This window comes from Litoreibacter sp. GN1-5 (genome assembly GCF_055693805.1).
Window position 1 is genome coordinate 569878 of the sequence record NZ_JBVFUP010000001.1, and the last position, 24716, is coordinate 594593.

The window sequence follows — 24716 nt, forward strand, 5'->3', positions numbered from 1 at the left end:
GATTTTTTGTTTTAGAAACGGTTCACATGAAATGACTATTTTCGTTTCAGGAAACCGCAGAAAAGCCGACAAGTCCTTAATGTTTTCTTTATGACGTGGCGTCACCAAAATGGGCACAATCTGTTAGCCATGTCGCCAAAACGCCTAAATCTAGCCCTGACCAGGTCACGGGCATAATGTTTCTTATCTCCAATCGATCCATTGATGGGGATAGTAATAATGAAACGCGGTTTGTTAACAAAGTTTAAAAGCTTTGCACGTGCGACAGATGGGAATGTCACCATTGAATATGTTCTATGGTTGCCATTCATGGCCGCTTTGTTGGCCTTCACTGTAGATGCATCCATGCTGATGCACCGTCAGACGCTACTTTATGATGCATCACGTGATGCAAGCCGCCTTGTTGCCCTTGGCATCATGACCCCATCCCAAGCGGAAACTGAAGTCGTAAAGCGCTTTGGTGGCGGGGCAAATTACAGCGCGAATATTGTTGAAAGTAATGGCTTGGTCTCAACGACCGTAAGCGTGCCTTTCTCACAAATTGCAGTTTTCACTCAAAGATTCTGGGGCGATTCCAGCCAGTTGAGTGCAGCTGTCACCATGTGGAAGGGCGAAGAAGAGACGAATGAAGGAGAAGAAAATGCATAACGCACATTTGGATGCTGCTATTAAAAAGACGTTCCGGAAAGGATCCGAATTTGCGAAAAGTGAATCAGGTGCGGGGACAGTAAAATCACTTATGTGGACTATGATGATGTTCATGATCGGCGGTATTGCGGTTGATGGTTCCAACGGCTGGCGTGTCAATAACATCATGCAAACTGCTGCAGACGCATCCGCAATGGCCGCCGCAGCACAGTTACCTGATGAAGAAGCTGCCCGCGCAATGGCGCTTAGGCTGGCATCTATAAATCTTGACAGTAACCTGCATGGGGAGCCGATCAAGGCGGAAGATATTGTAATCGGATACTGGGATTCCGAGGCAAACATACTTGATACGTCAAGCGACAAGCCGTCGAACGCGGTTTATGTCTCTGCAAACCGCACCGCAGAGCGTGGCAATGGTATTGGCAACTACATGCTCAGCCTTGCCCATGACAAATATTTTGAAACGAATGCAAGTGCTATTGCGCTGACCGATGAAGAGGTAATCACAGCGGGAAGTGGTGAGCCTATTATCCCATCCTGCGCCTCTGCGACTATTATTACGTCGAACTTCATGGATACAGGTGGTGGTAACACCCTTAACGGCGATGTCTGCTTCCACGGCGGAACCGGCCTGCGTACGGGCGGTAATGACTTCTTTGGTCCAAGTGTTCGCATGAGTGCGGAAAGCAAAGACAGTGTTGTCATCAACCACACACGTCAGGGCAGTGCGACTGCCGAGGAAGTGCGGGTTGAAAGCAATATGCAGCCAACAATCTTACCAAATCTTTCAGCGAAATTTGGTGAGTTGTGGAACGCGCTCTATACATCCGGTGCCACAACATATTCCGGCGATCTTCTGCCCGAAAACATCTATGATGAGAATGGGCGCGCGAAAATCGTCCGTGTGAACCGCGGGTGGTGGACAGTTCAACCCGGTGAGTTGGAACCACACACAATTTATGTGGTAAACCATGGCATGCAGTTGGCCGGCGGTATTGATGCAAAGAATATTGCAATCGTCGCAAACGGCCAAATTGGCATCGGCGGTGGTCCTGCTCTGCACTTTGAAGATGTGTTCTTTTTTGGCGCAGGTCAGTTGAACTTCTCGGGTGATGTTCTTTGGGGTAATCCAAACAGCTATTGTGACACTGGTAAGTTCAACACCTACCTGTTCTCGAAAGAGTCATTGTCACTTGGCGGTTTCGGTGCTTCGAGCGGCGCTTATGGTGTTGTTGGTGCGGCCCCTCGCTTCAGCCCCGGTGGCGCAATGAAAAGCGCGGGTGGCTTGTATTTCGAGGCATCGCAATACACAGCACTTGGCGGCGGAATGGACATTAACGGCTGTGACGTTGAGCTCGACTCCTATGTCGATCTGTCCAAACCTGAGCCAATCGCGCAAGCAGAGACAAAAATCCGCAAGCGCGGCCGTCTCATTCGCTAACACGGATAGACACAAAGTTAAAAAAGCGCCCCTTCGAAAGAGGGGGTGCTTTTTCTTGTCTGGTTTAGATGGAAAGCCTTAATCAGAAGCCGGTTTTGATCCGTTCGAATTCTTCGCTTTGCTTCGTGCGCAGCTCCAGTGACATCGGCAGTTGTGCCAGTAATGGGGCATTAGCATCGCCAAGCCCTACTTCTTCCAGTTTTTCAGCATTGATATTTTTCATCGAGGCTGCATTGGAATGACCATACCCCTCATCCAGAAACGGTTGCGTGGAAGTCGGCGATAAAAGTGCGTTGATGAAATCGTAGGTTTTCTCTTCTGAACCGGGTCCTGATTTCAGTTGGACATAACCGCATAACCATACGGAAGATCCTTCCGTAGCTTCCCGTTGATAGCCGACGGGAAAATCCTGCTCGGCCATAGTGGGTACAGTCTCGTTCCACGCCCAGGACACAAGAACTTCGCCCGACGCCAAAAGCTGGGAAAGCTCTGCAGGGTCAGTCCAATAGGTTCGCAAATTTGGGTGAACTTCCCGCAACCAGCTAGAGGCGTTTTGAAAATCTTCTTCCGTTGCATTTGCCCAATCCTGAGTGCCTGTCGCCAGATAAGCCAATGCATAGGCGTCATCTACATTGTCCGGAATGGTCACGCGGCCCACATAATCGGGGTTTTTGAAGATATCCAGCGTAGCGATATCTTCGGCAGGGACCTTTTCAGGGTTGTAAGCGATGGCTGTGGTCCCGAAATCAACGGGAATAAAGTAAACTGGTCCATCCCCAGCTACATCACTTCCCATAAGGCTTTGATTCAAGTTTCCGAATTCAGAGATTTTGGATGTATCCCATGGCTCTAACAGATCTGCATCTACCCATTTTTGTATTGACCCGCCGCAGATATGGGTGACGTCCACGTTGAATCCTGAGGTTATTTTCTGGAACGCTTCTTCTTCGTCCCCGAAGAATGTGTATGTCGGGCTAACCCCGTGTTTTTCAAGATACTCACTATGGAATGAAGGGTCTTCAAAGCCGGAATAGTCGAAAACCATCAAGTCCGGGTCGGCAGCGTGGGCCGCACTTGCGGCCAGCAACAGGGCTGTTGATCCGATCAGTTTTGTGAGTTCGGTCATGCGGGGCAATCCTCTGGTCTGGTGATATGTGTCCAATAGCCTAAAAAGTTAGGTCAGAGCACAGATCAGAGCAAGATGATTTTGTGCCACCGCAGCTTTCGCCTTTGCGCTTTCGGATCAATTCGGCTTCTATGAACCGAAACCACAGTTTGAGGAGGCATGGAATGTTCAATGCGTTGCTGGTGACAAAGGATGAGGATGGTACAACACAGGCGACGGTCACACAGATTGACAAGGATCGCCTGCCAGACGGTGATGTGACCGTTGCCGTGGAATACTCAACATTGAACTACAAAGATGGGCTATGTATCGGGCCGGGGGGCGGTCTGGTGCGGACGTATCCGCATGTTCCGGGAATTGATTTTGCAGGAACAGTCGAGACATCTGACGATCCACGCTACAAACCGGGTGACACCGTGGTGTTGACTGGCTGGCGCGTGGGAGAAATGCATTGGGGCGGCTATGCGCAAAAGGCCCGTGTCAAAGCGGATTGGCTGGTGCCCCTGCCTGATGGCATCAGCACGCGGCATGCTATGGCAATTGGGACGGCGGGGTTCACAGCAATGCTTGCTATAATGGCTTTGGAGGATCACGGCCTGCAAAAAGACAATGGCCCAGTTCTTGTGACGGGCGCTGCCGGAGGCGTAGGCTCCGTCGCGACTGCTATTCTGGCGCATCTGGGCTACGAAGTGGCAGGTGTAACGGGACGCCCGGATACGGCTGATTACCTTAAATCCCTTGGTGCCAGTCAGATCGTGGCGCGTGAAGAGATCAACGAGACGGTCAAACGCCCCCTTGAGACAGAAAACTGGGCGGGATGCGTGGACGCCGTGGGGGGCGCGATGCTGGCGCGCGTTCTGGGCCAGATGAAATATGGCGCTTCGGTCGCTGCTGTGGGTTTGGCGGGCGGTGCTGCATTGCCTGCAACAGTGATCCCGTTCCTTTTGCGCGGCGTCAATCTGCTGGGTATCGACAGCGTGATGCAACCTTATGACAATCGCGTCCGAGCGTGGAAGAGGATCGCAAAAGATATGCCCATGGATAAGTTGGATACAATGATACAACCTGCGACTCTTTCAGAGCTCCCGAAGCTTGGAAGCGACATCCTGAAAGGGCAAATCAAAGGGCGAGTCGTTGTTGATGTGAACGCCTAAATACTACATCTTGTGTTTCAATTCGATGGATAGCGCAACTAATGAACCGTTTCATTCTGATTTATTTCAAGAAGTTACGCTGAAATATGTCGTTTTTTGATCACTCTCGCCAGTTTCATACTTTTGCTAAATAGGATATCCGCGTTACGCTACTGTCATAATAACAAATGACAGGGATGAAATCATGGCACTCAAACCTCCTATAACGGAGTTGCCGATCCGCACGGCGGATAAAGGCTTTTATAAAGGATTCAGCGTCGATGTGACGGTTGTTGGAAAGGTCATCATAGGGCTTCTTGTGATCTGGGCTGTGGCCTTTCCCGATCATGCTGCGGAGGTTTTGAAAGGCTTTAATGCGTATATTCTTTCCAACTTCGCCTCTTGGTATGTTTTCGTCATGGCTTCGTTTGTGGTGGTCTGTATCATACTTGCACTTTGGCCTGCTGCTGGGCGCTTAAAAATGGGTCTGCCGGATGACGAGCCGGAATTCTCAAATTTCTCGTGGTTCTCGATGATGTTCGGTGCCGGGATCGGTGTGGGTATGCTCACTTGGGCTGTGGCTGAACCGATTTACCATTTCAATAATAACCCGGATGTTATTCAAGGATTTGCCGACAGCGGGTCAGAGAACAACATTCTCAACGCCTATAAATGGTCGTTCCTGCATTGGGGTTTTTCTGCTTGGTCATCTTATGCGATCTGTGGGTTGGCTTTGGGATATTTTGCATACCGGCGCAGCTTGCCGTTGACGATACGGTCATCGCTGGTGCCGATATTCGGGAGCAAGTTATCTGGACCCGTAGGGCACTTGATCGATATCGTCGCCGTTGTGGCCACGATACTGGGGGTCGCACAGACACTTGGCTTTGGTGTGAACCAGTTCGTCGATGGTATGTCGCGTATTGGTGTAGGCGACTGGCTGACCGTCGAGGATGGCAGCCCTTCATCGGCTGGGATCATCTTTGCACTTGTGGTAATCATGGGGGCGTCGACCCTGTCTGCGTTGTCAGGTGTGGGTAAGGGTATCAAATGGCTGTCTAACCTCAATATGGGGCTGTCAATTTTCTTGCTATCCTTTTTCTTGCTATTCGGCTCGACATGGTTTGGGCTTTGGGCGCTGGTTGTTGGCATGTGGGAATATGTCATTGCACTGCCAGCGATGATGGTGACGGTCTATCAGGGCGGTGACGAAGTTGCCGAGAAGCTGGTCGGCTGGCAAGGATCATGGACCGTGTTCTACTGGGCATGGTGGGTGGCATTCGCACCGTTTGTCGGCCTGTTCCTTGCACGGATTTCCAAAGGGCGCACGATACGGGAATTCGTTCTTGGCGCGGTCTTTGTCCCTGCAATCATGTGCTTTGTCTGGTTCACATGGGCTGGTGGGACTGCCATCGATCTTGAACTGTCAGGTGTCGCACAAGGGGCCATTAACGAGGCAACAGATGGTGGCAAGATCTTCGCGATGACAGACATTATTCTGGGCTCTGGCATATTGGGTTGGTTGATGGCGGTGATCATTGTGATTCTGCTTATGACCTATCTTGTGACCTCGGCGGATTCGGCCGTTCTGATCGTCAATACGATCAATGCTGCAGGCGACGAGGGGCCAAAGGCACGTCCACACATCATCTTCTGGGGTGTCGCCCTAGGGGCTGTGGTGGCGGCGTTGTTGCTCATTGGTGGTATTGACGCGATCCAGACAGCGATGGTGATTGGTGCGTTGCCATTCTCGGTCGTGATGGTGTTGATGTGTGTGTCGCTGATCAAGGCGATCTACAATGATAGCCGTCGCGAGGCAGCAGGTATTCCCTCGGTCGAGACGCCAGCGGAATAGTACTTTAAGCTGTAATAAAATTGGCCCCGGAGCGTTGCTCCGGGGCCTTATTTTGTTTGGTCCTGCTGATCGTCCCTGCTAGGCTACATTGCGCAGGACCGATGCCTCCGGCGGAGGTATTTGGACCATTTGGAAGCTGATTGACCTTGAGTTGTGTATTGTAGGTGGTATTGCGATGAAACTTGATTTGGATTTTGTGCGGGCTCAATTTCCTGCGTTTGATGTGCCTGACTTGAAGGGACAAGCGTTTTTCGAAAATGCTGGCGGATCTTATACATGCCGCCCGGTGATAGACCGACTGCATCGTTTCTACACTGAGCGCAAAGTGCAGCCCTATGGGGCCTATGAAGCGTCCCGCCTAGGCGGGGAAGAGATGGATGAAGCGCGGATGCGTTTGGCGGCGATACTGGGTGTCGAGACTGATGAGCTGTCCTTTGGCCCCTCAACCACGCAGAACACATATGTGCTGGCGCAGGCATTTCGGCAGTGGATGGGGCCGGGGGATGCGATTATCGTGACCAATCAGGATCATGAGGCCAACACAGGCCCTTGGCGGCGGTTGGCTGAGGAAGGATTTGAAGTCCGGGAATGGCAGATCGACCCGCAGACAGGGCATCTGGATATTGCAGCCTTGGACGCTTTGCTGGACGACAAGGTGCGTCTGGTGTGTTTCCCCCATTGTTCCAATGTTGTGGGAGAGATCAATGATGTCGCCGCGATCACGGCCAAAGTGCATGCGGCAGGCGCTGTGGTATGTGTCGATGGGGTCAGCTATGCACCCCATGGGTTGCCGGATGTGGGTGCGTTGGGGGCGGATATTTATATGTTTTCTGCCTATAAAACCTATGGGCCGCATCAAGGCCTGATGGTGATCCGTCGCGATTTGGGCACGCGATTGCCAAATCAGGGGCATTATTTCAATGGTGAGACGCTGTATAAGCGGTTTACGCCAGCGGGCCCGGATCATGCGCAGATCGCGGCATGTGCCGGGATGGCAGATTATATTGATGCGCTCTACGATCATCATGTGGGCGGTCAGGTGTCCCCTTCAGCCAAGGGCGTTGTCGTGCATGATCTGATGCGGGCTCATGAGGCAGCATGCCTGCAACCGCTTCTGGATTATGTAAGCGCGAAGAACTCAGTCCGTCTGATTGGTCCTGTGCAGACCGCATTTCGGGCCCCAACGGTTGCCTTGGAATTGCAGATACCCGGCGGAGCTGCGGCCAAGCAACTGGCGCGCCATGGTATCATGGCGGGGGGCGGTGATTTTTACGCGATACGTGCATTGCAGGCGATGGGCGTGGATATGGATAAAGGTGTGCTGCGCCTGTCCTTTGTGCATTACACCAAGCCTGAGGAAGTTGACCAACTCATCGGCGCGCTAGATCAGGTTTTGTAAGAAAAAATAGGGCGAGCAAATGAACGGGGTGCCGATAATTTATTGGATACGGCGCGATTTGCGCCTGAGTGATCATCCCGGTCTGACAGCGGTTGCCGCTACAGGTCGTCCGATCATCCCGGTTTTCATCCATGATGATCTGGTTGCTACGCATGGCGCTGCACCGAAATGGCGCTTGGGGTTGGGCGTTAAGCATTTCAACAAAGTGCTGGACGGGATCGGATCGCGCTTGATCCTGAGGCGCGGCTCTGCGCTTGATGTTCTGCGGGATCTGGTGTCGCAAACCGGGGCAGGGGCTGTGCATTGGACCCGCGCCTATGATCCTGCCGCCATTGCCCGTGATGCCGACGTGAAAGCCAGCCTAAAAACGGATGGGTTGGATGTGGTCAGTCATACCGGTCATCTGTTGTTTGAACCCTGGTCGGTTGAGACCAAAACAGGTGGGTTCTACAAGGTATTTACGCCGATGTGGAAAGCTGTGCGCGGGTCTGATCTTGACCCTGCCTTACTCCCTGTTACGCATCTGCAAGCCCCCGATCAATGGCCTGCCAGCGATGATATAAAAGCGTGGAAGATGGGGGCTGCGATGCAACGAGGCGCGGATATTGTTGCCAAACATGTCTGCGTTGGCGAACAAGCTGCTCAAAACCGGCTTGAGATGTTTATCGAAAATAAGGTCGTGGACTACAGTGTTGCGCGGGACATACCATCGGTGGATGGCACATCACGTTTGTCTGAAAACCTGACCTATGGCGAGATTTCTCCGCGCAGCTGTTGGCACGCCGGGTGGCAGGCGTTACGTAACGGTAAAGCGGATGCGGAAATCTTCCTGAAAGAACTTGTCTGGCGTGAATTTGCCTATCATCTGGCCTATCACACGCCGCGAATTATCTCGCAAAACTGGCGTGAGGAATGGGATGGGTTTCCGTGGCAAGGTGATGGCGATCAAACCTTGCGTTGGAAACAGGGGCGCACGGGTATTCAGCTGGTTGATGCAGCGATGCGCGAGATGTATGTGACCGGAACAATGCACAATCGTGGGCGGATGATTGTTGCAAGCTACTTGACCAAGCATATGATGACCCATTGGCAGGTCGGGCTTGACTGGTTTGAGGATTGCCTGATCGATTGGGACCCGGCCTCAAACGCAATGGGATGGCAGTGGGCGGCAGGATCAGGGCCAGATGCAGCGCCGTATTTCCGCATATTCAATCCGGATACTCAGGCAGAAAAGTTTGATAAATCAAAATCTTATAGGGCAAAGTTTATCAAAGAGCTTTTTGATGACTATGGGCAGGAAGCGCAGAATTACTATAGAGCAATTCCCAGAAGTTGGGGTCTATCGGCGAAGGATGATTATCCATCCCCTCTTGTCGCGCTTGATATCGGTCGTCAACGGGCACTGGATGCTTACAAGAACCGCTGATTTTACGCAGAAAAAGTGATCCAAAATTGACTTAACGCAATTTGATATTTCTGACTTGCTTTACATAGTTACAGGCTATCTACTTAATCTGGCTTGAAAAAATAGAGTGGGAGGTCGGGGATGGGGATCCTGACGAAGATTGAGGGTGAGCAAAACCTGCCACGGTACTTTGCGCAGGCTTTCAAGGTTGCGCAAAAGATGCAAACCGGACGTCTGGATATGAAGCTGGAAGACGGGCGCATTTTTCGTGCAGAAGGTCCAAAACCGGGACCTGTGGCTGAGTTTACCGTTCATAATGATGATCTGTTTGCCCGTTTGATCCGTGAGGGCGACCTGGGATTTTGCGATGCATATCTGGACGGCTGGTGGAGCACGCCGGACCTGCAGGCTTTCATGGATCTTGTCCATGATGGGCACAATGAGGATATGTATGATGGCTATCCCGGTGTAACCTTAGTGCGCGCCTATGAAAGGTTGCGGTTCTGGATGCAGTCAAACTCCAAGGCGCAGGCGAAAAAGAATATCTCCTACCATTATGATCTGGGGAATGAATTCTATTCGCTGTGGCTGGACGATACGATGACGTACAGCTCAGCCTATTTTATAACAGGCCAGGAAAGCCTGGAAAAAGCGCAAGAGCAGAAATACGCAAGCATGGTTGATCAAATGGGGGCAGTTGCCGGGGATCATGTGCTTGAGATCGGGTGTGGCTGGGGTGGATTCTGCCGAATACGCTGCCCGAGAACATGGATTAAAGGTCACTGGGTTAACAATAAGCCAAGAACAGCATGATTATGCAGTAAGCCGGATTGCAGAGGCTGGACTCGCGGATATGGTCGAGATCAAATTACAAGATTACCGCGACGAAAAGGGCACATATGATGGAATAGCCTCTATCGAGATGTTCGAGGCTGTAGGGGAACGCTACTGGCCCACTTATTTCGACGCGGTGCGGGACCGTTTGAAACCCGGAAAAAACGCCACTTTGCAGATCATCACAGTCGCCGATAAACGCTGGAAGGTTTATAAGAGAGGCGTTGATTTTATTCAGAAATATATCTTCCCAGGGGGTATGCTTCCTAGTCCAACGGCCCTTAAAGAAGAGGTGGCGCGGGCAGGTTTGCTGTTGAAAAGTTCAATGGAATTTGGCGACAGCTACAGCCAGACGCTAAGACGCTGGCATGAGGTTTTTAATAACCGTTGGGGCGACGTAGCCGGCCTTGGTTTTGATCAACGTTTCCATAAAATGTGGAATTTTTATCTGACCTCTTGCGCAGCGACCTTCTGGAGTGGAAACTGTGATGTGACGCAAATCACAATGACCAGACCAGAGTAAGACTTATGCGCACAAACATGCCTACAGCCTCGAAACTCATCGCGGCGGTTATATTCGGAATTACAGGATTTATCACGGCTGAGAACGTCCGTTTGGTGTTGCCAGAGGGCACTGCAACAGGTTGGCTTACGCAGATAAGTGTAATAGTTCCTGCAATTTGCGGTTGGAAGGTTATTGGTCGCCTTGCTGGCCAGAATTATTTCGCGGCGATCAATACGGGTTTCTATGCGATTGCAGTATCCTTGTTTTTTACCCTGCTGATTTTCGCAATTTCTGAAATGCTGAGCCTGTCAACCCGCGGGGCTTATGATGGTCCGGTTGAAGCCTTGGTCGAAACTTTTGGTATTATCTTCAAATATGGCGAGTGGATGATTGACCAAAATGTCATTCTGACGCTTGTTATAGGCGGTATAGTTGGCGGTTTAGCCGGGGAATGGGCCAGTAGACGCTGGGCCTAGCAGGTGTGGCGCAGCTTTTTCTGTATGGAACATTACGCGATGAAACGCTGCTGACGCAGGTTTTGGGGCGTGAGCCAAAGGGCCGGGATGCTACATTGCCCGGTCACAGCGTTCATTATGCGGCAGGCCAAACCTTTCCGATGATCTTCAAGAATAGCGCTGACGAAGCGCGTGGTGTCTTGCTGAGTGATTTGACTGATACTGACATAGATCGTCTCAACTATTTCGAAGGCCCTTATGCCTATGATCTGCAACCGCGTGAGGTGCATGTTGATGGCATCCCGATTACGGCTCAGGTTTATATTCCACAAGCGGAGCGCTGGCAGGTCGGGGACCCTTGGGATCTGACTGTCTGGCAGCAGGACCATGGCCCATTGTGGCGGGAAGCGGCGATAGAGGTTATGTCCTATTTTGGAACGCTGACGCCTGCAGAGGTCGCAAGCCGCCTGCCGATGATCCTTGCCCGTGCGCAGGCGCAACTGAACGCGCAAAGCGAACCCGTGCCGACAAACCTGCGCAGCGGCCTGTCGCAGAGCGATGTAGTATTGGAACAGCAGCAACGCAGCTATTCCAAATTTTTTGTCCTTGATGATCTGACACTGCGTTACCGGCAGTTTTCCGGCGATATGGGGCAAGCTGTGGACAGGGCTGTTTTTGTGACGGCCGATGCGGTGACGGTGTTGCCTTATGATCCAAAGCGCGACCGGGTCATGCTGATTGAGCAATTCCGTGCCGCCTTGTTTCGCCGTGGCGATCCGGTGCCGTGGTCTATCGAGGCAATTGCCGGACGTGTCGATCCCGGTGAAACCTACGAACAGACTGCTATGCGCGAAGTGATGGAGGAGGCAGGCATAATCCCGTCCGCCCTTCATAAAATTGCGGGATATTACAGTTCTCCGGGTGCGAACACGGAACATATGGTGTCGTTCATCGGTATTGCAGATTTGCCTGATGACATCGAGGGTATTGGCGGTCTGGACACCGAGGCCGAGGATATCCGCTCTCTGGTTGTTCCCTTCGATATGTTGATGGAGGCCATCGAAACTGGTGAGGCCGGGAATGGTCCACTGGTGATTTCTGCCTTTTGGCTGGCGTTGAACCGTGACAGGCTGCGCAAGACCTGTTGAGTTCGCCTGAAGGGACGCCTATCACGGTGAGGATACACCAACGGGAGGCGCAGCATGACCATCAAGAATAATCTCGCCGAAATGATCGGCAACACGCCTCTGATCCGTCTTAATAAGGTCAGCGAGGAAACCGGCTGCGAAATTCTGGGCAAGGCAGAGTTCATGAACCCTGGTCAATCTGTCAAAGACCGGGCAGCGTTTTATATGATCAAGAACGCAATTGCGCGGGGTGACTTGAAACCGGGTGGCACGATTGTTGAAGGAACTGCGGGAAATACCGGCATTGGGTTGGCCCTTGTGGGGGCCTCGATGGGATACAAAACGGTGATCGTGATCCCGGAAACGCAATCCGAGGAAAAGAAGGATATGCTGCGTTTGGCTGGTGCGGAATTGGTGCAAGTTCCGGCAGCACCTTACCGCAACCCGAATAATTTCGTGCGTTATTCCGAACGACTGGCAAAGAAGCTGAACGAAAGCGAACCGAACGGCGCAATCTGGGCGAACCAGTTTGATAATGTGGCCAACCGGCAAGCCCATGTTGAAACGACTGGCCCGGAAATCTGGGACCAAACCGATGGCAAGGTGGATGGCTTTATCTGCGCAGTTGGCTCTGGCGGTACGCTGGCAGGTGTTGCGACTGCATTGCAACCCAAAGGGGTCAAGATCGGACTTGCGGATCCGATGGGGGCCGCACTGTATGATTGGTACACAAGTGGCGAGCTGAAAACCGAAGGTGGCTCTATCGCCGAGGGCATTGGGCAGGTCCGGATCACCAAGAATCTTGAAGGGTTCGCGCCAGATCATACGTTCCAAATTCCCGATGAAGAAGCGTTACCCTATGTGTTTGACCTGCTGGAATATGAAGGCCTGTGCCTTGGGGCATCTTCCGGTGTAAACGTGGCGGGTGCCGTGCGTATGGCCAAGGCCATGGGGCCGGGGCACCGTATTGTGACGATCCTGTGCGATTATGGGACGCGCTATCAATCCAAACTGTGGAACCCTGCCTTCCTGCGCGAGAAGGGCTTGCCTGTACCCGAATGGCTGGCCGCTGATCCCAAACCCATGCCGAGTGTTTTCGAAGAATGATCCGTTATATTCTGACCTGCCTGACCCTGTGTTTGGCAATTGTATCGCCGCAATTGTCATCGCATGTTTATGCGCAGGAAGCTCTGAGCGAAGCCCAAAACGCAAACGCTGCTGATTATAGCGGATGGGAACAGTTTGCTGCGGAGACGCAGGGCAAGTTAGACCGTAATGAACTCTCTGATAACGAACTTGAGGCTTTACGCCAACGGTTGGTATCGTGGCGCGAACAATTTCAGACAGCGCAATCGGCAAATGAAGACCGCGTGGCCACACTGCGCAGTCAGATCGACGCTCTTGGTCCAGAGCCGGAGGAAGGGCAAGAAGAGCCCGCACAGATCACAGCGAGGCGCACTGCGCTGGAAGACCAGCTGAACACCGCTTTGGCCCCGTCTCGTCAAGCGGAAGAGGCGTATGCGCGCGCCAACGGGTTGATCAGCAAACTTGACCGTCTGGTTCGGCAACGTCAGGCAGATCAGATCCTGCGCCTTGATCCGTCGCCGGTAAACCCGGCCAACTGGCCCGCTGCGGCGCAAGCGGTCAGTAAAGTCGGTGCAGCCGTTAGCCGTGAGGTTTCAGGACGGTTTAGTTCCGCAAAACTTCTCGATAACTTACCTCTGATCCTTGTCTATCTTGGTGTGGGCTTTGTGCTATTGCTGCGCTCAAGCCGGTGGATCGAGCATGGCATGTCCGTGCTGCGCGCGCGCCGCAAGGAAAGCCGCGCACGCTTTCGGGTTGGTGCGTTTCTGGCGTCTTTGCTGGGGATGATCTTGCCATTTATCGGGATCGTCTTTCTCATTCTGGCGTTTAACCGGGCCAGTTTGACAGGTTTGATCGGGAACAAGGTTATCGATATTCTGGCAACCTCAGTGGCCTATTTTCTGACCGCACGCTGGTTGTCTCGGCAGGTTTTCCCCGTTGTCTATCCGCCACGCCCGATATTTGACGTAAGCGACACGCAGGCGAAAGAAGCACGTTTCTATACGGTTATGCTGGCGATTTTGATTGCCGCTAATTCGGCTGTCGGCGCTCTGATTCATGAGAACTTGCTTGCTAATGGTCAGTCCTTTGCAGCTCAGGCGGTACTGAGTTTGCCTATTACCGCACTGGCGGGGCTCATGCTGTTCCGCTTTGGTCAGATTCTGATTTCATCAATCAAAGACAAGGATGAGGAGGAAGAAACACAGTCTGAAGCCCCCTCAAAGCTGATCAGCCGTTTTCTGGGGCGCGGAGCGATGGCAGTCGCCATTGCAGGCCCCGTTCTGGCAGCAATCGGCTATACGGAGGCAGCCAATACCCTTGTCTTTCCGACCGTCATGACATTGGCCTTACTGGGGTTGGTTGCAATTCTTCAACGACTGGCGCGCGACATCTACGCAATGTTTGCCGGGGATGAGGCCGTTGCGACGGGTCTGATCCCCGTGCTTGTAGGCTTTGTTCTGGCGCTGCTGGCGATGCCTGTTTTGGCACTGATCTGGGGCGTGCGGCCCGCTGAATTGTGGGATACATGGGCGCTTATCTCAAACGGTATACAGTTCGGCGAGACGCGTATTTCACCGTCAGACTTTCTGACTTTTGCCGTTGTGTTCGGTCTGGGTTACGGGTTGACGCGTCTGTTGCAAGGCACCCTGAAGACGCAGGTGCTGCCGCGCACGAAACTGGATGCAGGCGGACGCAATGCTGTGGTTGCTGGCACAGGCTATGTCGGGATTTTCCTTGCTGCCCTGATCGCGATAACCAGCGCGGGGATTGACCTTAGTTCTCTTGCGATTGTGGCTGGTGCGCTATCCGTCGGGATCGGGTTTGGACTGCAAAATATCGTGTCCAACTTCGTGTCCGGGATCATCTTGCTGATTGAGCGTCCGATTGGCGAAGGTGACTGGATCGAGGTCGGGCCAACCATGGGTGTGGTCAAGAATATATCGGTGCGCTCTACCCGGATCGAGACTTTTGACAGAACTGATGTGATTGTTCCGAACGCTGATTTAGTCAGCGGGACTGTGACGAACTGGACCAAGGGCAATTTGAATGGTCGCCTGATTTTGCCTGTTGGTGTGGCCTATGGCACTGATACGCGCAAGGTCGAACAGATATTGCGTGAGGTCGCGGAAGCCGCCCCCGGTGTTATCATTAATCCGCCGCCTGCTGTGTTTTTTATGGGGTTTGGTGCAGACTCGATGGACTTTGAGATCAGGGCGATCCTGCGAGATGTGAATTTTATTCTGTCAACAAAATCCGACCTGAACCATGAAATCGCCCGCCGGTTTGAGGAAGAAGGGATTGAAATACCCTTCGCGCAGCGTGATGTCTGGTTGCGTAATCCCGAGACTTTACCGGGTGGCAAACCCAAACGAAAAGTGCAGCAACCCAAACCGCCGACCACACCTCCTGCGGTTTCAAGGGAAACGGCACGTGGGAGCCTTGATGAAGGTGATTTTGACGATTGATCCAGGTTCTATGGGGCAGGGCCATCCTATTGTGATGCGTGTCTTCTTACAGGCTTGCAACAGAGATCGGTTTTGGCTAAACCCCGGCGAACGGACAGGTGGCCGAGTGGTCGAAGGCGCACGCCTGGAAAGTGTGTAGGCGGGAGACCGTCTCCAGGGTTCGAATCCCTGTCTGTCCGCCATTCATCCGCATTTAAATGGTCCTATGCGTTGCTGCCTTCATTTTCTTCGTCGCCGCCCTGATCTGCGATGCGCGCGACTGAGACGACAGTTTCGCTTTTGCCTGTATCAAAGACTTTAACGCCCCCGCGCTACGCGAGCGGAAAGAAATCCCGTCGACGGGGCATCGAATAGACTGCCCTTTCGAGGTGGCCAGCATAATCTGATCATCCATCTCGACGGGGAAGGCGGCTACGATCTCGCCTGCTTTCGTGCTCATCGCTGTGACGCCCATACCGCCACGCCCACGCACAGGGTAGTCATGGCTGGAGCTGATCTTGCCCGCACCACCTGTGGTGATGGTCAGGATCAGATCCTCGGCGGCAGACATTTCTGCGTAGCGTTCCTGTGTGATCGCGCCATCAATCTGTTCGTCATCATCAGCCTCAACATCATCTGTCAGACCCATGACTGCGCGACGCATTTTGAGATAGCCTGCACGCTCTTCCGGGGTGGCCTCAAAATGGCGTATCACGGCCATCGAGACAACTTTCTGATCCCCGGACAGCCTAACCCCGCGCACGCCAGTAGAGGCACGGGACGAGAAGACGCGCACATCGGTCGAGCGGAACCGGATGGCACGGCCAGCATTTGTGACCAGCATGACATCGTCATCTTCAGCGCAGATGCGCGCATTAACCAGTTCTACCCCTTCAGGCAGTTTCATCGCGATTTTGCCGTTACGCATAACATTGGTGAAGTCCGACAGCGCATTGCGACGCACGTCGCCTGCCGTTGTGGCAAAGACGATCTGCAGATCGCCCCAGTCTTCCTCATCCCGGTCCACAGGCATGATGGCTGCGATAGAAACACCTGCTGGTATTGGCAGGATATTGACGATGGCCTTACCTTTTGCCGTGCGACCGCCTTGGGGCAGGCGCCATGTCTTCAGTTTGTAAGCCATTCCATCTGTTGTGAAAAACAGCAGTTGTGTGTGGGTGTTGGCGACGAAAAGTTGCGTGATTGCATCGTCTTCTTTCGTGGCCATTCCCGATAGGCCTTTGCCACCCCGCCGTTGCGCCCGGAAATCGGCCAGAGGCGTGCGTTTGATCCAGCCGGATTGCGTGATCGTAACGACCATATCCTCTTTCTCGATCAGGTCTTCGTCTTCCATGTCGCCAGACCAGTCCACAATCTCGGTGCGGCGTGGGATGGCAAACTGGTCGCGGACCTCTTTCAATTCGTCACTGATGATCTGCATGATCCGTTCGCGCGACCGCAGAATGGCCAGATATTCTTTGATCTTGCCTGCTAGCTCTTCAAGCTCCGCCGTAACTTCTTTGACACCGATCTGTGTCAGGCGTTGCAGGCGCAATTCCAGAATGGCGCGGGCTTGTGTTTCAGACAGGTAGTATGTGCCGTCTTCATTAACCGTATGGGTCGGATCGTCGATCAGACGGATATAATCAGCGATATCCTGCGCGGGCCAGGCGCGGGTCATCAGTTTCTCGCGCGCCTCGGCCGCGTCGGCAGAATTACGGATGGTCGCGACGACCTCGTCGATATTCGTGACGGCCACGGCAAGACCGCACAACACATGGCTGCGCTCACGCGCCTTGCGCAGCTCATAGGCCGTTCGGCGTGCAACAACCTCTTCGCGAAAAGCTATGAAATTGGTCAGAAAACTGCGTAGCGTCAGCTGTTCCGGCTTGCCGCCGTTTAGTGCCAGCATATTGCAGGAAAAATATGTCTGCATCGGCGTGAAACGGAACAATTGGTTCAGCACAACTTCGGCGGTGGCGTCGCGCTTCAATTCAACCACAACGCGTACGCCGACACGGTCGGATTCGTCCTGAACGTGGGAAATACCCTCGATCTTCTTGTCTCGCGCGGCCTCGGCGATGCGTTCAATCATGGTGGCTTTGTTCACCTGGTACGGGATCTCGTCGATGACAATGGCCCAACGATCCTTGCGAATTTCCTCCGTATGGGTCTTGGCGCGCACGATGACGCTACCGCGACCCTCCAGATAGGCTTTGCGCGCGCCTGAGCGCCCCAGAATGATACCACCGGTCGGGAAATCGGGGGCTGGTACATATTCCATCAGATCTTCGATCTCCAAATCGGGAGACTCGATCAGCGCCAGCGTCGCGTCGATCACCTCACCCAGATTATGGGGCGGTATGTTCGTGGCCATCCCAACAGCAATACCACCAGCGCCATTGACCAGCATATTGGGAAACCGGGCGGGTAGTACCGTGGGTTCGCGGTCCTTGCCGTCGTAATTGTCCTGAAAATCAACGGTGTCCTTGTCGATATCTGCCAGCAGCGAATTGGCGGGCTTATCCATCCGCACTTCGGTATAGCGCATGGCTGCGGGGTTATCGCCATCCATGGAGCCGAAATTGCCCTGACCGTCCAGAAGCGGCAGTGACATCGAGAAATCCTGCGCCATCCGAACCAGCGCGTCATAGATCGCGCTGTCACCGTGCGGGTGATATTTACCCATGACATCGCCAACGGGTCGCGCAGACTTTTTGTAGGATTTGTCGTGCGTGTTTCCTGTCTCGTACATCGCATAAAGAATGCGCCGATGCACTGGTTTCAGCCCGTCCCGCAGGTCGGGAATGGCACGGGAAATAATCACACTCATCGCGTATTCGATGAAGGAAGTCTGCATCTCGTCCGTGATCGAGACTTGGGGGCCGTCATGAACCATACGGTGCGGTGTATTTTCGTCTTCGTTTTCAGGGGTTTCCGGCGTGTCGTTCACGTTAATTCCGATCTTGCTTTTGGCCGTCTATATTTTGTGGCTCAACTATACCCTAACCCGTATATAAGGTGCAATGGCTCAAGGCGCTGCTATATTTTTCGTGATATTTGTGCTGGTCTAAATAACTGAATTTGAAAGGTATTATCCGAATTCGGGGGTTTCCGCCGATCGCTCAACGGGCTTCTGGTTTAGAATGCAACAATTTGGTAATCCTGTGTTGCGGGCTATCTATTGGTTCAAACCAACCATTTCGGGAGATATCACATGACATTATCTGTAATCGGGTCTGGATTTGGACGCACTGGAACGATGTCACTCAAGGTCGCGCTGGATCACCTTGGTTTGGGTCCATGTCATCACATGGATGAAGTGATTGCCCACCCCGAGCAAGTGGCAACATGGCGCGATGCAGTGCAGGGCAAATCAATGGACTGGGACGCCGCATTCACGGGCTATAGCAGCGCAGTCGATTGGCCCGCAGCTCATTACTGGCAAGAACTGGCCGCAGCCTACCCAAATGCGAAGATCATTCACACAACGCGAGACCCCGAAAGCTGGTGGGGCAGTTACTCCAGCACGGTTGGAATGGTGATTGGCAAAGCCGGTCTTGGTGAAGGGCACGAGCAAATTCGCAACGTGCCAGAGCTGGTAGGCGAAATTATCGCCAAACAGACGTTCAAATCATCCCATGACGACAAGGATGCCGCTTTGAAGGCCTTTGCGGCCCGTAACGCCGAGGTAGAGGCCTATGGCTCACCCGAAAGAGTGCTGCATTTCGATGTGCGGGATGGCTGGGAACCTTTATGCGCATTTTTGGATGTGCCGGTTCCCGATACGCTCTTTCCTCATAGCAACAGCAAGGAAGATTTCTGGAAGCTGATCAAGGCAAAATTGGGATAAAGTCGTCGGCGAACTCTTGCTTATTGCGGGGCGCGTTCCTATTTATAAAGCATGATTACAGTTCGTCGTATTGCTTTATTAATCCTTGTCGCAACGCTCAGCCTGTCATTTTATATATTTCTTCAAAAGAATTACGGAACACAGGCGCAAATAGCGGCGTGTTTTGATGATGATGTGGCTGCAAGGGATGTCATTAAAGCATGCTCTGGTTTGATCAAGCGCGACGGTGTGTCCGACAATAATATGCACCTGCTTTTGAAAGAACGCGCTTTAGCATATTATGACTTGGATGAGCACGAAAAAGCCTTTGCGGATATTGATCAGGTTGTTCAGGTTCAGCCTGAAAATCATATTACCTAGACCCAACGCGGATTTATAAATAGTTCGCGTGGGGAATTTGCGCTGGCAGAGGCCGATTTCGAAAAGGCACTTGAGTTGTCGCCGAATGATACGTGGGTATTATGCTGGCGTGCAAGAGGGTATCGTGATCGTGGGGAATTCGAAAAGGCTTTGGCAGGTTATGATGTGGTTTTAGATATTAGCCCTGTTCATAGGAGTGCTTTACGTAACAAGGTTCGTATACTAAAAAAATTGGATCGCACAGATGAAGTTGTTGCGGTGTATAGACAAGCGATCTCTGATTACCCTAAGGATGAAAGTGCATATGCTGAGTTGGGCGAATTTTATATTGAGATCAAACAATATGACAAGGCGCTGAAAGTATTTAAGATGCGCTGTTAATATGGCCTAATCATGGCTCGATACACTCAATTATCGAGGAAATATATCTTATAAAAAAGAATTATGAGGCGGCGTTAGAAAGTCTATTATACGGATATAAGTTAAATGCAGATACATATAATGAAGTTCTCATGTTTATTGCATTTGCCTATTTTAGGCTTGACCAAGATGAGCTTGGCAAAAAACATATTGAAAAATATGCAGATTTATTTTTAGAAGAAAAATATCAAGAGGGCTATACAGAAAGTTGGAGCTTGTGGATCGGTGATACTTTCTTATTGAGAAGCACCTTGAAGCATGATATTCGCGGTCGTGCATATGCCGGTATTGGTCAAATGGACTTGGCGCTAAAGGAGCTGGAAATATTTACCAGCGATGGTGGCCCAGTAGCTCGGAAAATTTTAAGAAAAATTCTTAGAGATGATAACCTTTATGACGGCCCAATACTGGGCCCATATGATGACAGGACACATACTGCCCTGGTTGCATATCTAGAGGATTTGTATTTCTTCGATAATTCTTTCTACAATACTCCAAGAGATGAATAATTCTATAACGAACTCGTTACACTTTCATCCGCAAAGCAGCCATTCCCCATATAGCCGCTAACCCCAGCGAAATAATCGCATTCCAGCCTGCCATGGAAATGCCCATCAACTGCCAGGCGATCTCGTCGCAGCGCACGATGGGGGCCGTCATGATCTGTTCCAATAACTGCTCGGGGCTCAGCCCGCTGATCGATCCGGATGTGCAACTGTTCGGGCCTTCCCACCAGCCTTGCTCGACCCCCGCATGATAGGCGCCAATGCCCGAGGTGATTAGCGCGGCCAGCCCACCAAGCCAGAGCAGAATGCGCTGGCCCAGCACCAGAAAGGCCAGACCTATGACGACAGCCGCTGCATGGGGCCAGCGTTGCCACAGGCACATCTTGCAGGGCGGATAGTCCGCAGCTTGAAAGGCGAAAGCCCCCGCCACCAACAGAAACGATCCCCCGGCTGCAATGATTACCATGCGTTTCATATGAATTTCACCGCGGCAAATCCCCCAAGAAGCAATATCACAAAGGCTGTAAAGGCCAGCCCCAAACGGCGCTCGATAAACTCTTTGACGGGCGCGCCGAATTTCCAAAGTAGTGCCGCGACTATGAAAAACCGCAGCCCACGCGCGATGATCGAGGTGACAATGAATGTGCCTAACGACAAACCCGTCCAGCCCGACATGATGGTTATGACTTTATAAGGAAACGGTGTCAGTCCGGCAATCAGCACAGGCCAGAAACCCAGATCGTTGAAACGGGTGTTGAATTCAGACATCGCATCCGCCTTGCCCAATGCCTGCAGGATCGGCTGGCCGAGCTGTTCATAAAAGAAGGCCCCAATCGCATAGCCTAGCAAACCGCCCAGAACCGATGCCACCAATGCAACACCAGCGATCACAAACGCACGTGATGGACGGGCCAGGATCATCGGGATCATCAGAATATCGGGCGGGATCGGAAAGACAGAGCTTTCGATAAAAGCGACCAATGCCAAGGCCCATAGGGCACGAGGATGGTCCGCCAGGGACATCGTCCAATCATAAAGGCCCTTGATCATTTGCCTGCCCGGTTGTCTGTTGTGTATCAAAGGCTATGCAGCACGGGCTGGTGTCCGGGTCAAGCAAAAGGGGGGAGTGTGATGCGGTGGCAAGGGCGACGGGGCAGCAGAAACATTGAAGACAGGCGCGGTCAGCGCCGTGTTGGTCGGGCCGCTGGTGGCGTTGGTGGGCTTGGATTGGTAGCCGTACTGTTGATTGGCTACCTTCTGGGCATTGATGTTACGCCCCTTTTGCAGGAAGGCACGCTTGGCGGTGGAGATACATATCAGACCGCAGAAATCACGGAGGCTGATCGACAGGCGGGCGAGTTTGTCTCGGTCACTTTGGCCGATACCGAAGAAGTCTGGTCCGAGATTTTCCGCTCCGAGTTGGGCGAAGCCTATACGCCTGCCACGCTGGTGTTGTTCAAAGGAGCCACACAATCGCCCTGCGGTGGGGCGAATGGCGCGTCTGGCCCGTTTTACTGCCCGGCAGACAAGAAGGCTTATCTGGATACGGATTTCTTTGTCACGATGTCTCGCCAGCTTGGGGCTGGGGGTGATTTTGCCGCCGCCTATGTCGTCGCCCATGAAATAGCCTATCATGTGCAGAACGAGCTGGGTATTCTGGGGCAGGCCAACCGCATTCGCCAGCAGGTCAGCCAAGGGGAAAGCAACGCTATTTCTGTGCGTATCGAGCTGCAGGCCGATTGCCTGTCCGGCATCTGGGCGCGCTATGCGCAAGCTCGGTTTGGGTCCATAGAAGAAGGCGATCTGGCCGAGGCCATCAACGCAGCCAAGCAAATCGGGGATGATACGTTGCAACGTAATGCCGGGCGCAGGCCCAACCCACATACTTTTACCCACGGGACGTCCGAGCAACGCCAGCGCTGGTTTGCCACAGGCTACAAGGCCGCAAAGATTGAGGCCTGTGATACCTTCGGAACGAATAATCTGTAAGGGCACCAAATTAGGCCCACACAGGTCAATTTGGATGATTGGCACTCTGCATGAATACAGCTAGAGAGGCGTCGGGCAATCACCTGCCACATCCAGAATGGCGGACAGAGAGGGCAGAGACATGGCACTGGCACCTAAGCTGGAACTGCGCGTTGGCAGTTTGCTGGAGCATATGGCGCTTGGTCTGGCCTGTGCGGGCGGCTTGGTGTTGATCTGCATTGCTGGCATCACGGTCGCGTCGATCATCGGACGCAATCTAGCTTTTGCTGGTCTGTCACCCATCGCCGGGGATTTCGAACTGGTGGAAGCCGGTTGTGCGGTGGCGATTTTCGCTTTCCTTCCATGGTGTCAATTAAAGCGTGGCCATGTGACGGTAGATGTTTTTGTCGATATGATGCCAAGCCGCCTAAAGGCATTTGCGGGGCTTCTGTCGGATGCCGCGATTACGGTGATGTCAGGTTTGATCCTGTGGCGTCTCTGGTTGGGCTTTGGCGAGAAGTTCCCTTACGGCTCGGACGCATTGCGTGAAATTCTGGGGATGGGCAGCAAACCTTTTTTCCCGGAAACAACCTATGAGTTAGAACTGCCCATCTGGATTCCTTACGGGTTTGCTGTGATTGGTGCCGTATTTTTCTTCTTGGTCAGTCTCTACACGATCTGGCGCGCCCTGAATTGGGTCATAACCGGGGCCGAGGCGTCTTTATGACAGGTACAGAACTGGCAATGACGGCCTTTGGTCTGATGATGCTGGCGATCTTTTTGCGTGTGCCGATTGCGGCTGCGATGTTCGGAACTGGCTTTATCGGGACGTGGATCGTGCTTGGGCAGCCGACTGCGGCACTCAGCCAGATGAAAACGCTGACCTATGACACGTTTTCCAGCTACTCGCTGAGCATTGTGCCGCTGTTTTTGCTAATGGGGCAGTTTGCGACAAAATCCGGTATGTCGGCGGCTCTTTTTCAGGCGGCGTCCGATTGGCTGGGGCATCGCAGGGGAGGGGTGGCCATGGCGGCTGTCGGGGCCTGTGCCGGGTTTGGCGCTGTCTGTGGGTCTTCGCTGGCGACGGCCAGCACAATGGGGCAGGTGGCCTTGCCCGAGATGCGCAAACGCGGCTATTCAGATGCCCTGTCCACTGGCGTTCTGGCGGCGGGGGGGACTTTGGGTATTCTGATCCCTCCATCGATTATTCTGGTGATCTACGCAATCCTGACCGAGCAGAACATCGTCAAGATGTTCATAGCAGCGCTGGTTCCAGGTATTCTTGCGGCTTTGGGGTATATGTTGACCGTTGCGATCTATGCGCGCGTCAATCCTGACGCGGCCCCGATGATGGTACGCGTGCCAGTGAGGGCACGTTTGCGCAGCCTCTGGAAAATCTGGCCTGTTGTGCTGATCTTCGGGCTGGTGATGGGGGGGATTGCCGCAGACTGGAACTGGACAAAGCCGGGTGTACAGGCCTTGTTCACCCCGACGGAAGGGGCTGCGGTTGGCGCGATCTTTACCGGGCTATACGGCGTCGTGACAGGCGGGCTTCGTGGACGTGCTTTTCTGGACGCGGTGTTAGAGACAGCACAGGCCAGCGCCATGATCTTCTTGATTGTTTTCGGCGCGCAGGTTTTCAACTCGTTTCTCGCGTTCACACAGGCGCCACAGATGCTTGCGGAATGGGTGACAGGGCAGGGGTTTGCGCCTATGGCAATACTGCTTGCTATGCTTGTCTGTTATCTGGTTTTCGGATGCATCATGGACAGCCTGTCGATGATCCTTCTGACGATCCCGATCTTTTTCCCGATCATTGAATTGCTGGATTTTGGCCTGACGACCGAGCAGACAGCCATCTGGTTTGGTATTCTTGCTTTGATTGTGGTTGAGATTGGCCTGATCACCCCGCCGGTTGGTATGAACCTGTTCATCATCAATCAGGTGTCCCGTGATGTGCAGATAACGCAGACATATCGTGGGGTCTTGCCATTTGTCCTGTCAGATGTGGTGCGTGTGGGTCTTCTGCTGGTGTTTCCTGGGATCACCCTTTGGTTGGTCGGAGTAGCGTTTTGATGCGCCCGAGGTCCCAGTATTGAAATTGGCGTCTAAGGCCGATTGACCTTTCCGATACAGTTGGCTAAATCCCGA

General features: G+C 52.9%; 20 protein-coding genes, 1 tRNA gene and 2 pseudogenes. 19 read left to right on the plus strand and 4 right to left on the minus strand.

Annotated features, from left to right (window positions below; genetic code table 11):
• The first annotated feature begins 219 nt into the window (after positions 1 to 219).
• Positions 220 to 648, plus strand: coding sequence for a TadE/TadG family type IV pilus assembly protein (locus ACZ1HF_RS02875; protein WP_472656088.1), 429 nt, complete (start codon positions 220 to 222; stop codon positions 646 to 648).
• Between the two features lie 112 nt (positions 649 to 760).
• Positions 761 to 2089, plus strand: a complete 1329-nt coding sequence (locus ACZ1HF_RS02880; protein WP_472656089.1) for a hypothetical protein — start codon at positions 761 to 763, stop codon at positions 2087 to 2089.
• Between the two features lie 82 nt (positions 2090 to 2171).
• Here the strand turns inward: ACZ1HF_RS02880 and ACZ1HF_RS02885 are convergent, their stop codons facing one another.
• Entirely contained in the window at positions 2172 to 3215 is a 1044-nt protein-coding gene (locus tag ACZ1HF_RS02885; RefSeq protein WP_472656090.1) for an extracellular solute-binding protein, read from the minus strand.
• A 164-nt stretch (positions 3216 to 3379) separates the two neighbouring features.
• On the opposite strand from ACZ1HF_RS02885, the gene acuI reads away from it, so the two are divergent.
• The 10 genes and pseudogenes from acuI (at position 3380) to ACZ1HF_RS02935 (ending at position 15661) form a co-directional block, all read left to right on the plus strand.
• Positions 3380 to 4369 carry an acrylyl-CoA reductase (NADPH) gene (gene acuI / locus ACZ1HF_RS02890; RefSeq protein ID WP_472656091.1) on the plus strand — a complete coding sequence of 330 codons (990 nt, stop codon included), beginning with the start codon at positions 3380 to 3382 and terminating at the stop codon, positions 4367 to 4369.
• 184 nt (positions 4370 to 4553) lie between these two features.
• A complete protein-coding gene (locus ACZ1HF_RS02895; RefSeq protein WP_472656092.1) occupies positions 4554 to 6203 on the plus strand; it encodes a BCCT family transporter in 1650 nt (549 codons plus the stop codon).
• A gap of 175 nt (positions 6204 to 6378) precedes the next feature.
• Positions 6379 to 7602: an aminotransferase class V-fold PLP-dependent enzyme gene (locus ACZ1HF_RS02900; RefSeq protein WP_472656093.1), complete on the plus strand. Its 1224-nt coding sequence runs from the start codon at positions 6379 to 6381 to the stop codon at positions 7600 to 7602.
• A 19-nt stretch (positions 7603 to 7621) separates the two neighbouring features.
• Positions 7622 to 9028, plus strand: a complete 1407-nt coding sequence (locus ACZ1HF_RS02905; protein WP_472656094.1) for a cryptochrome/photolyase family protein — start codon at positions 7622 to 7624, stop codon at positions 9026 to 9028.
• A gap of 120 nt (positions 9029 to 9148) precedes the next feature.
• Positions 9149 to 10364, plus strand: a pseudogene (locus ACZ1HF_RS02910) (class I SAM-dependent methyltransferase).
• 5 nt (positions 10365 to 10369) lie between these two features.
• A complete protein-coding gene (locus ACZ1HF_RS02915; RefSeq protein ID WP_472656095.1) occupies positions 10370 to 10822 on the plus strand; it encodes a TrgA family protein in 453 nt (150 codons plus the stop codon).
• Positions 10823 to 10827: 5 nt separating this feature from the next.
• The gene (locus ACZ1HF_RS02920) at positions 10828 to 11949 is read left to right on the plus strand and encodes an NUDIX domain-containing protein (protein WP_472656096.1); all 1122 of its coding nucleotides are present in this window, start codon (positions 10828 to 10830) and stop codon (positions 11947 to 11949) included.
• 54 nt (positions 11950 to 12003) lie between these two features.
• A complete protein-coding gene (locus tag ACZ1HF_RS02925; RefSeq protein WP_472656097.1) occupies positions 12004 to 13035 on the plus strand; it encodes a cysteine synthase A in 1032 nt (343 codons plus the stop codon).
• Positions 13032 to 15479 carry a DUF3772 domain-containing protein gene (locus ACZ1HF_RS02930; protein WP_472656098.1) on the plus strand — a complete coding sequence of 816 codons (2448 nt, stop codon included), beginning with the start codon at positions 13032 to 13034 and terminating at the stop codon, positions 15477 to 15479. Before ACZ1HF_RS02925 ends, ACZ1HF_RS02930 begins: the two co-directional genes overlap by 4 nt.
• Before the next feature lie 92 nt (positions 15480 to 15571).
• A tRNA-Ser gene (locus tag ACZ1HF_RS02935) sits at positions 15572 to 15661 on the plus strand.
• Positions 15662 to 15682: 21 nt separating this feature from the next.
• Here the strand turns inward: ACZ1HF_RS02935 and gyrA are convergent.
• Positions 15683 to 18411 (minus strand): annotated as a pseudogene (gene gyrA, locus ACZ1HF_RS02940) (DNA gyrase subunit A).
• A gap of 264 nt (positions 18412 to 18675) precedes the next feature.
• Here gyrA and ACZ1HF_RS02945 point away from each other — a divergent pair.
• The 4 genes from ACZ1HF_RS02945 (at position 18676) to ACZ1HF_RS02960 (ending at position 20600) form a co-directional block, all read left to right on the plus strand.
• The gene (locus tag ACZ1HF_RS02945) at positions 18676 to 19311 is read left to right on the plus strand and encodes a sulfotransferase family protein (protein WP_472656099.1); all 636 of its coding nucleotides are present in this window, start codon (positions 18676 to 18678) and stop codon (positions 19309 to 19311) included.
• A gap of 51 nt (positions 19312 to 19362) precedes the next feature.
• Complete coding sequence (locus tag ACZ1HF_RS02950) at positions 19363 to 19671, plus strand: hypothetical protein (protein ID WP_472656100.1); 309 nt, start codon at positions 19363 to 19365, stop codon at positions 19669 to 19671.
• A 15-nt stretch (positions 19672 to 19686) separates the two neighbouring features.
• Positions 19687 to 20052, plus strand: a complete 366-nt coding sequence (locus ACZ1HF_RS02955) for a tetratricopeptide repeat protein (RefSeq protein ID WP_472658967.1) — start codon at positions 19687 to 19689, stop codon at positions 20050 to 20052.
• A 131-nt stretch (positions 20053 to 20183) separates the two neighbouring features.
• The gene (locus ACZ1HF_RS02960; RefSeq protein WP_472656101.1) at positions 20184 to 20600 is read left to right on the plus strand and encodes a hypothetical protein; all 417 of its coding nucleotides are present in this window, start codon (positions 20184 to 20186) and stop codon (positions 20598 to 20600) included.
• A 16-nt stretch (positions 20601 to 20616) separates the two neighbouring features.
• On the opposite strand, the gene ACZ1HF_RS02965 is transcribed toward ACZ1HF_RS02960, so the two are convergent.
• Positions 20617 to 21072, minus strand: coding sequence for a disulfide bond formation protein B (locus tag ACZ1HF_RS02965; protein ID WP_472656102.1), 456 nt, complete (start codon positions 21070 to 21072; stop codon positions 20617 to 20619).
• Entirely contained in the window at positions 21069 to 21647 is a 579-nt protein-coding gene (locus tag ACZ1HF_RS02970; RefSeq protein WP_472656103.1) for a YqaA family protein, read from the minus strand. The genes ACZ1HF_RS02965 and ACZ1HF_RS02970 overlap by 4 nt, the downstream gene beginning before the upstream one ends.
• Before the next feature lie 81 nt (positions 21648 to 21728).
• Here ACZ1HF_RS02970 and ypfJ point away from each other — a divergent pair, with 81 nt between their 5' ends.
• The 3 genes from ypfJ to ACZ1HF_RS02985 all read left to right on the plus strand — a co-directional run bounded on the left by ypfJ (position 21729) and on the right by ACZ1HF_RS02985 (position 24641).
• Entirely contained in the window at positions 21729 to 22586 is an 858-nt protein-coding gene (gene ypfJ / locus ACZ1HF_RS02975) for a KPN_02809 family neutral zinc metallopeptidase (protein ID WP_472656104.1), read from the plus strand.
• Between the two features lie 121 nt (positions 22587 to 22707).
• Positions 22708 to 23292: a TRAP transporter small permease gene (locus ACZ1HF_RS02980; RefSeq protein WP_472656105.1), complete on the plus strand. Its 585-nt coding sequence runs from the start codon at positions 22708 to 22710 to the stop codon at positions 23290 to 23292.
• Positions 23289 to 24641, plus strand: a complete 1353-nt coding sequence (locus tag ACZ1HF_RS02985) for a TRAP transporter large permease (RefSeq protein ID WP_472656106.1) — start codon at positions 23289 to 23291, stop codon at positions 24639 to 24641. The genes ACZ1HF_RS02980 and ACZ1HF_RS02985 overlap by 4 nt, the downstream gene beginning before the upstream one ends.
• The last annotated feature ends 75 nt before the right edge of the window (positions 24642 to 24716 follow it).